The 7790-nt window shown below is 53.3% G+C and carries 8 protein-coding genes and 1 other annotated feature; of the genes, 3 read left to right on the plus strand and 5 right to left on the minus strand.

Annotation, left to right across the window (positions count from 1 at the left end):
• Positions 1 to 24: 24 nt before the first annotated feature.
• From pheA to bamD, 4 genes are all read right to left on the minus strand, one after another.
• Positions 25 to 1182 (minus strand): bifunctional chorismate mutase/prephenate dehydratase, encoded by a 1158-nt coding sequence (pheA, locus tag ABIE29_RS20480; protein WP_429620801.1) that lies wholly within the window; start codon positions 1180 to 1182, stop codon positions 25 to 27.
• An 84-nt stretch (positions 1183 to 1266) separates the two neighbouring features.
• Positions 1267 to 1392: a sequence feature (Phe leader region), on the minus strand.
• Entirely contained in the window at positions 1344 to 1391 is a 48-nt protein-coding gene (gene pheL / locus ABIE29_RS20485; protein ID WP_221450498.1) for a pheA operon leader peptide PheL, read from the minus strand. (Overlaps the previous feature by 48 nt.)
• Before the next feature lie 124 nt (positions 1393 to 1516).
• Positions 1517 to 1861, minus strand: coding sequence for a ribosome-associated translation inhibitor RaiA (raiA, locus tag ABIE29_RS20490; protein ID WP_248944138.1), 345 nt, complete (start codon positions 1859 to 1861; stop codon positions 1517 to 1519).
• A gap of 312 nt (positions 1862 to 2173) precedes the next feature.
• Positions 2174 to 2905 carry an outer membrane protein assembly factor BamD gene (gene bamD / locus ABIE29_RS20495; RefSeq protein WP_429620804.1) on the minus strand — a complete coding sequence of 244 codons (732 nt, stop codon included), beginning with the start codon at positions 2903 to 2905 and terminating at the stop codon, positions 2174 to 2176.
• A gap of 132 nt (positions 2906 to 3037) precedes the next feature.
• On the opposite strand from bamD, the gene rluD reads away from it, so the two are divergent.
• The 3 genes from rluD (at position 3038) to clpB (ending at position 7450) form a co-directional block, all read left to right on the plus strand.
• Positions 3038 to 4015: a 23S rRNA pseudouridine(1911/1915/1917) synthase RluD gene (rluD, locus tag ABIE29_RS20500; protein ID WP_429620806.1), complete on the plus strand. Its 978-nt coding sequence runs from the start codon at positions 3038 to 3040 to the stop codon at positions 4013 to 4015.
• Entirely contained in the window at positions 4015 to 4746 is a 732-nt protein-coding gene (gene yfiH / locus ABIE29_RS20505) for a purine nucleoside phosphorylase YfiH (RefSeq protein WP_429620808.1), read from the plus strand. The genes rluD and yfiH overlap by 1 nt, the downstream gene beginning before the upstream one ends.
• A 130-nt stretch (positions 4747 to 4876) precedes the next feature.
• Complete coding sequence (gene clpB, locus ABIE29_RS20510) at positions 4877 to 7450, plus strand: ATP-dependent chaperone ClpB (RefSeq protein WP_429620810.1); 2574 nt, start codon at positions 4877 to 4879, stop codon at positions 7448 to 7450.
• 37 nt (positions 7451 to 7487) lie between these two features.
• Here the strand turns inward: clpB and ABIE29_RS20515 are convergent.
• On the minus strand, positions 7488 to 7790 hold a 303-nt coding region (locus ABIE29_RS20515; protein ID WP_429620812.1), incomplete at its 5' end, for a hypothetical protein.

Here is a 7790-nt window from a genome sequence, read left to right on the forward strand (position 1 = left end):
GCATAGCCGAACCCTTTTTGCTACTTAAGACGGATTGACCGGCACCACGTTTTCACTTGGATAACAGCCCAGTACTTTCAGCGAACGGGTGATCGGTGTCAGCCCTTTCAACGCCTTCTCCATCGCGACAGAACGCAGGTTAGCCTGCACATCAATGTAAAACATCTCTTCCCACGGGTTACCGTTGATCGGGCGTGATTCCAGCTTGGTCATGATGATGCCATTGTCACGTAGCACCAGCAGGGCTTCCACCAGAGCACCGGATTGTTGACCGGTAGCCATGATCAGCGTGGTTTTGGCCGGAACCTGCTCGGATACCTCAATCGCCTTACGCGCCAGAATAATGAAGCGAGTGATGTTCTGTTGCTGATTAGCCAGGTTATGTTCCAACACCTGCAGGTTGTACAGCGCCCCACCGGCCTCGCTGCCCAGTGCCGCAGCTTTTGGCGAGTTCAGCTTGGCGACCTTCTCCATCGCGGCGGCGGTACTTTCACAATACTCAATCTTCCAGTGTGGATAGCGGTTCAAATACTGGCTGCACTGTTGGAAAGGTTGTGGATGGCTATAAACGGTTTCGATCTGCTGCATATCGGTGTCACTGGCTACCAGCACGCAATGATCGATCGGTAGGGTTAACTCACCCACGATTGACAGACTGGTATGTTGCAGCAGGTCGTACACATCGTTGATAGAGCCGGAGCTGGTGTTCTCGATCGGCAAAATGGCGTAATCCGCCTGGCCGGTTTCCACCTGGGTAAAGATGTCCTGGAATTTTTGACAGCCGCATTCGATGAGCTGATCGAAATGACGGGCGGCGTATTGGCGGGCAGCCAGATGTGAGTAAGAGCCTTTTGGTCCCAGGAAGGCAATGCGCGCGGAATGTTGGCTAGTCTGGTTAAGCTGGTGCTGCAACAGGGCCTGCTGGGTCAGCACGGAGTCTTCGATAATCAGCTGGAACAGGCGGGTGACATAAAAACCATCGAGGTCATAAGGTTTGGCCGCGCTGATCAAGGCATCCAACAGATCGCGCTCACGCTCTTTATCGCGGATCGGGCGGTGCGAATGCAGTTTGGTTTTGCCCACCTCAACTGCCAGTTCACGGCGCTCAGCCAGCAGGGCCAGCAATTTCATATCCAGTGCGCTGATGCGTTCGCGCAGCACGAGTAACGGGTTATCAGTCATAATCAGCTTTGCCTTGTATTCTTCTATTCCCGTCGTCTTGCAAGCCGCAGCTTGAAGCCCAGCGGGGCGGGTTGTCATATAGCCATAAAAAAAGCCCCCTGCTTGAGGAGGCTTGGTTGTTCGTCTTCGCATTCTTTCTCACACGACGAAACGCCTCCCAATCAGGGGAAGGTAAAAAAGAATGCGAAGAAAAACGGTTTACGGTTCATGGCGTTCCAAAGTGTGTGTAAATCAGGGGATAAAGTAACCGCTGGCTTTTCACTGTGTCAATAGAAACCGGCAGACAAAAAACGCGCCCTCGGGCGCGTTTGATGTGAAACAATCACTTGCAGAGCTATTCCTCTTCTTCCTGCGTGATTACCGGAGCCAGGTCTTTCACGCTGGCATAAGCGCGGCGGGCCTCGCTCTTGTGTTGTACCTTGTTCAACTGACGCTCAAGTTTGGCAATCAGTTCATTAACGGCGGTATACATGTCTTCATGTTTGGCGCTGGCAACCAGCGGGCCGTTAGGGGTGGTAATGGTAGCGTCGACGGCAAACCCTTTAGGTTCTTTAGATAAGACAATGTGTGGGTTGATCAGCTGCGCCTGCCACTTTTCCAGTTTACTGAGACGGTCTTCGACATGATTACGGATTGCGGGGGTGATATCCATTTGTTTGCTGGTAATGTTGACTGTCATATAACTTACCTCTCTGTCTTTCCGTCTTGGATAGATCCAGCATACCGCTCTTTTTGCCGAAATGCGTGATGGAAAACACATATTTTTGTCACTTTTTGCAAAGTTAGCTCAATCTGTGATTTAGCGTCTGAAACTGCCATCTAACGCTTGAGTCTTGGCAGCAGAACGCGCATCATCGATAGGTTAACCGGTGGTGCAGCCTTGCTAACACCGTGTTTTTGTTTGTGTATTTATCCTGAAAATGGTTGAATTTGCAGCAAATAAAAACGGCAGCCGAAGCTGCCGTTTTGTTTTTGTACCAGCCTCAAATACTTAAGACGCGTTGGCGGCGATGATTTTCGCTACCTTGTCGGCCTGAGCATTCAATTGCAACTGGCGATAGGCGTTTTCCATCAGCGGCAGTGCATCGCGGGTCGCTTTGGTATCCGGGAATTCACGCATCATCTGCTCAACGCGATTAACTACCGCGACGTAAGCGCCACGTTTAGTGTAGTATTCCGCCACTGAGAGCTCGTACTTGGATAGACGGTCCTTCAGGAATACCAGACGCTTGTAGGCATCGGTCGCGTATTGGCTGTTCGGATACTGTTGGACCAACTGGCTGAAGTCGCGGAATGCGGCGCGGGCATGCTGTGGATCGCGGTCAGAACGGTCAACCCCGAAGAAGCCTTGCAGCGCACTGTCATCCAACGCCATATCTGTCAGACCGCGCATGTACATGACGTAGTCAATGTTCGGATGCGTTGGGTTCAGACGCATAAAGCGATCAATAGAGGCCAGTGCCAAAGGTAAATCGGCAGATTTGTAGTAGGCATAAATCAGATCCAATTGGACCTGCTGAGAGTACGGCCCGAATGGATAGCGGTTATCTAACGCTTCGAGTTGCGTAATCGCGCCCTTAAAGTTACCGTCCTGCAGTTTTTGCTGGGCAGTAGCATAGATTTCCGCAGGCGGGCTGTCGGGAACCGCATCCTTGGATGTGGAGCAACCTGCCAGCGCCAGGCTCAACGTGGCTGCCGCCACCAGATATTTCATACGCGTCATGACGTTTAGATTATCCTCAGGGTGTTATTCCGGGAGACTGTCCGTTAAGCTCCCGACAAAAGACCAGTTACAATAGCACATTATATTAAACGGCATCGCCGTGAAAACCCAACGTTAACGAAGAAGCTGCATATGGCACAACAAGTACAACTCACCGCAACGGTGGCCGAGACTCAACTTGGACAACGTTTAGATCAGGCTTTGGCCGAATTGTTCCCTGATTATTCCAGATCGCGCATAAAAGATTGGATCCTGGAAGACAGGGTACAGGTCAATGGCAAAACGATAAACAAACCGAAAGAGAAGGTTCTGGGGGGAGAAACGGTCGCCATTGATGCACAGATAGAAGAAGAGGCCCGTTGGGAACCGCAAGATATCCCGCTGGATATCGTCTATGAAGACGCCGATATTCTGGTGATCAACAAACCTCGCGATCTGGTGGTGCATCCTGGTGCGGGCAATCCGGATGGTACCGTACTAAATGCATTGTTACATTATTTCCCAGCCATTGCCGACGTACCGCGTGCCGGTATAGTCCACCGTCTGGACAAAGATACCACTGGCCTGATGGTGGTTGCCAAAACCGTTCCAGCGCAAACCCGTCTGGTAGAGGCATTGCAGGAGCGTGAGATCACCCGTGAATATGAAGCGGTGGCGATTGGCACCATGACCGCTGGCGGCACCGTGGAACAGCCGATTGCGCGCCATTCAACCAAGCGCACTCATATGGCCGTGCACCCAATGGGCAAACCCGCGGTGACCCATTACCGCATCATGGAGCATTTCCGCGCCCATACCCGCTTACGTTTGCGCCTGGAAACCGGCCGTACGCACCAGATCCGTGTGCATATGGCGTATATCAACCATCCGCTGGTGGGTGATCAACTCTACGGTGGCCGTCCGCGTCCGCCAAAAGGGGCGTCAGAGGCCTTCATCAACACGTTGCGTGGCTTTGATCGTCAGGCACTGCACGCGACCATGTTGCGCCTGTATCATCCGATCAGCGGCATCCAGATGGAGTGGCATGCGCCAATCCCACAGGATATGGTCGATCTGATCGCCGCGCTGAAGCTCGATACCGAAGAATTCAAAGATCAGATGGATTGGTAATGAGTTCGCTGATTGTACCCGATTGGCCGCTGCCGGCAGGGGTAACAGCCTGCAGCTCCACTCGTCATGGCGGTGTCAGCCTCCCTCCCTATGACTCGCTGAACCTGGGTGAGCATGTTGGGGATGATGCGCAAGCCGTGGCGAGTAACCGCCAATGTCTGGTAACGGCGGCTGGCTTGCCGCAGATGCCTTGGTGGCTGGAGCAGGTACATGGCACTCGCGTATTGACGCTGGATGGCCAGACTCCTGAAGATTTGCGCGCCGATGCGGTTTACAGCAATGTGGCCGGGTTGGTCTGCGCGGTGATGACGGCGGATTGCCTGCCGGTACTGTTTGCTTCACAAGCGGGTGATGAAGTTGCCGCCGCGCATGCCGGCTGGCGTGGCTTATGTCATGGCGTGCTGGAAAATACCGTGGAGCGCTTTGCTGCGGCACCAGAAAACATCACTGCCTGGCTAGGTCCGGCGATCGGCCCAACCCGGTTCGAAGTTGGGGCCGAAGTGCGTGCGGCTTTTATGGATATTGATAGCGCCGCAGCTGTCGCTTTTACTCCCCACGGTAAAAAATTCCTCGCAGATCTCTACCTTTTGGCTCGGCAGCGCTTGCAATGTGCTGGTATTTTCGCCATTTATGGCGGTAATCGTTGCACAATGAACGAAATGAGTCATTTTTTCTCCTATCGGCGTGACGGAACAACCGGACGTATGGCAAGTTTGATCTGGGTGAGATAACCTACTGCTCTAGGACGATCCACTGATGCATGACGTTGTACTCATAATATAGTGTCGAGATAACCTTGAAAATTTGAGGGATGACCTCATTTAATCTCCAGTAGCAGTTTTGACCTACATTGGAGGTGTTATGCGTCTGGATCGTCTTACTAACAAATTCCAGCTTGCCCTCGCCGATGCCCAATCTTTGGCCCTTGGGCGCGACAATCAATTTATTGAACCGTTACATCTGATGAGCGCTCTGCTCAATCAGGATGGGGGCACGGTTCGTCCATTACTGATCTCTGCCGGGATTGATGCTGCGCGAGTGCGTACCGACATCGATCAGGCATTGTCTCGTCTGCCGCAGGTTGAAGGTACCGGTGGGGATGTTCAGCCCTCACACGAACTGGTACGCGTACTCAACCTGTGCGATAAGCTGGCACAAAAGCGGGCAGACAAATTTATTTCTTCCGAACTGTTTGTGCTGGCGGTGCTTGAAGATCGCGGTAACTTGACCGACCTGCTGAAAGCTGCTGGAGCAACGGCGGACAAAATAGCCAAAGCCATTGAGCAAATGCGAGGGGGCGACAGCGTGGATGACCAGGGTGCTGAAGATCAGCGTCAGGCATTGAAGAAATACACTATCGATCTCACTGAACGCGCGGAACAGGGCAAGCTTGACCCGGTGATTGGCCGTGATGAAGAGATCCGCCGCACCATTCAGGTGCTGCAACGCCGTACCAAAAACAACCCGGTACTGATTGGTGAGCCTGGTGTCGGTAAAACCGCCATCGTTGAAGGCTTGGCACAGCGTATTATCAACGGCGAAGTCCCCGAAGGGCTGAAGCATAAACGCGTGCTTTCCCTGGATATGGGCGCGTTGATTGCCGGGGCGAAATATCGGGGTGAATTTGAAGAACGCCTGAAGGCGGTGCTGAGCGATCTCTCCAAACAGGAAGGCAGCATCATTTTATTCATCGATGAGTTGCATACCATGGTGGGTGCCGGTAAAGCCGATGGTGCCATGGATGCGGGCAACATGCTCAAACCCGCGCTTGCCCGTGGGGAACTGCACTGCGTAGGGGCGACCACGCTCAACGAGTATCGCCAGTATATAGAAAAGGACGCTGCGCTAGAGCGCCGCTTCCAGAAAGTCTATGTCGCGGAACCGAGCGTGGAAGACACCATCGCCATCCTGCGTGGTCTGAAAGAACGCTATGAGCTGCATCACCACGTGCAGATCACGGACCCGGCGATTGTAGCTGCGGCGACGTTATCGCACCGCTATGTTTCCGACCGTCAGTTGCCGGATAAGGCCATCGATCTGATCGATGAGGCCGCCTCCAGCATTCGTATGCAGATGGATTCTAAACCGGAATCGCTCGATCGCCTGGAGCGCCGCATCATCCAGTTAAAACTGGAACAGCAGGCGCTGAACAAGGAATCGGATGACGCCAGCAAGAAACGCCTGGAAATGCTGAGTGGCGAGCTGGATCAGAAAGAGCGCGAATACTCGGAACTGGAAGAAGAGTGGAAAGCGGAAAAGGCTTCACTGTCTGGTACCCAGAATATCAAGGCGGAACTGGAGCAGGCCAAGATCACGCTGGAGCAGGCGCGCCGCGTAGGTGATCTTGGGCGCATGTCTGAGCTGCAGTACGGCAAAATACCTGAGCTGGAAAAACAGCTTGAGGCGGCCACGCAGGCGGAAGGCAAGACCATGAAGCTGTTGCGTAACCGCGTTACCGACGCCGAAATTGCCGAAGTATTGGCAAAAGCGACCGGTATCCCGGTGGCCAGAATGCTGGAAGGCGAGCGCGACAAACTGCTGCGTCTTGAGCAGGAACTGCACTCACGGGTGATTGGCCAGGATGAAGCGGTGAACGCGGTGTCCAACGCCATTCGCCGTAGCCGTGCCGGTCTTTCCGATCCTAACCGGCCGATCGGTTCGTTCCTGTTCCTGGGGCCTACCGGGGTGGGTAAAACCGAGCTGTGTAAGGCGTTGGCTGGGTTCCTGTTCGATAGTGATGATGCGATGGTGCGTATCGACATGTCCGAGTTTATGGAGAAACACTCCGTATCGCGGCTGGTGGGTGCGCCTCCGGGTTATGTCGGTTATGAAGAGGGCGGTTATCTGACAGAAGCGGTGCGCCGTCGTCCGTATTCAGTGATCCTGCTGGATGAAGTGGAAAAAGCGCACCCAGACGTGTTCAACATCCTGTTGCAGGTGTTGGATGACGGACGTCTGACAGACGGACAAGGTCGTACCGTTGATTTCCGTAATACCGTGGTGATCATGACCTCTAACCTGGGTTCCGATCTGATCCAGGAGCATTTCGGTCAGATGAGCTATCCACAGATGAAGGAATCGGTCATGGAGATGGTGAGCCAACATTTCCGTCCGGAATTCATCAACCGTATCGACGAAGTGGTAGTGTTCCATCCGCTCGGCCAGAAACATATCGCGCAGATTGCCAAGATCCAGTTGGCACGTCTGTACCAGCGTCTGGAAGAACGCGGCTATGAAGTCAGCATCACTGAGCCGGCCTTGGAGCTGTTGGGCAAAACGGGTTACGACCCAGTGTATGGTGCGCGGCCGTTGAAACGTGCTATCCAGCAGGAAATCGAAAACCCGCTGGCACAGCAAATCTTGTCTGGCAAGTTGATCCCGGGCAAACCGGTGACGCTGGATGTGGAAAACGACCATATCGTTGCCAAGCAATAAAAGTAGTTGTTGGTAGCCATATAGAAGGGGGCGGTTTTTACCGCCCCCTTTTGTTTGGCTTTAGCCTGGTTGACGGGTTTTCTTCTAGCAAAACTCTTAAAACCGTCCTTTTTTGCTCAATAAACACCCATAAATGACGTTTTGGCTGGTTTTTTGAACGCTTGAAAAGTTTTTTGAATTTAGGGGTTGCGCCCTTCTGAGAACTCCCTATAATGCGCCTCCACTGACCGGGAACAACGACGAAGCAGTCGCCCAGCCAGGAAGAAGCAACCCGGTGAAAACACCGCGTCTCGCAAGAGAAAAAGGTTGACTCTTCAGCGGGAAAGCGTAATATGCACCT

This window comes from Serratia sp. 2723, from assembly GCF_050434425.1.
Taxonomy (GTDB): Bacteria; Pseudomonadota; Gammaproteobacteria; order Enterobacterales; family Enterobacteriaceae; genus Chania.

What these genes read in the sequence shown, in the direction of transcription:
- pheA (WP_429620801.1), bottom strand. Translation starts at nt 1,182, where the DNA reads ATGACTGATAACCCGTTACTCGTGCTGCGCGAACGCATCAGCGCACTG.
- raiA (WP_248944138.1), bottom strand. Translation starts at nt 1,861, where the DNA reads ATGACAGTCAACATTACCAGCAAACAAATGGATATCACCCCCGCAATC.
- bamD (WP_429620804.1), bottom strand. Translation starts at nt 2,905, where the DNA reads ATGACGCGTATGAAATATCTGGTGGCGGCAGCCACGTTGAGCCTGGCG.
- rluD (WP_429620806.1), top strand. Translation starts at nt 3,038, where the DNA reads ATGGCACAACAAGTACAACTCACCGCAACGGTGGCCGAGACTCAACTT.
- yfiH (WP_429620808.1), top strand. Translation starts at nt 4,015, where the DNA reads ATGAGTTCGCTGATTGTACCCGATTGGCCGCTGCCGGCAGGGGTAACA.
- clpB (WP_429620810.1), top strand. Translation starts at nt 4,877, where the DNA reads ATGCGTCTGGATCGTCTTACTAACAAATTCCAGCTTGCCCTCGCCGAT.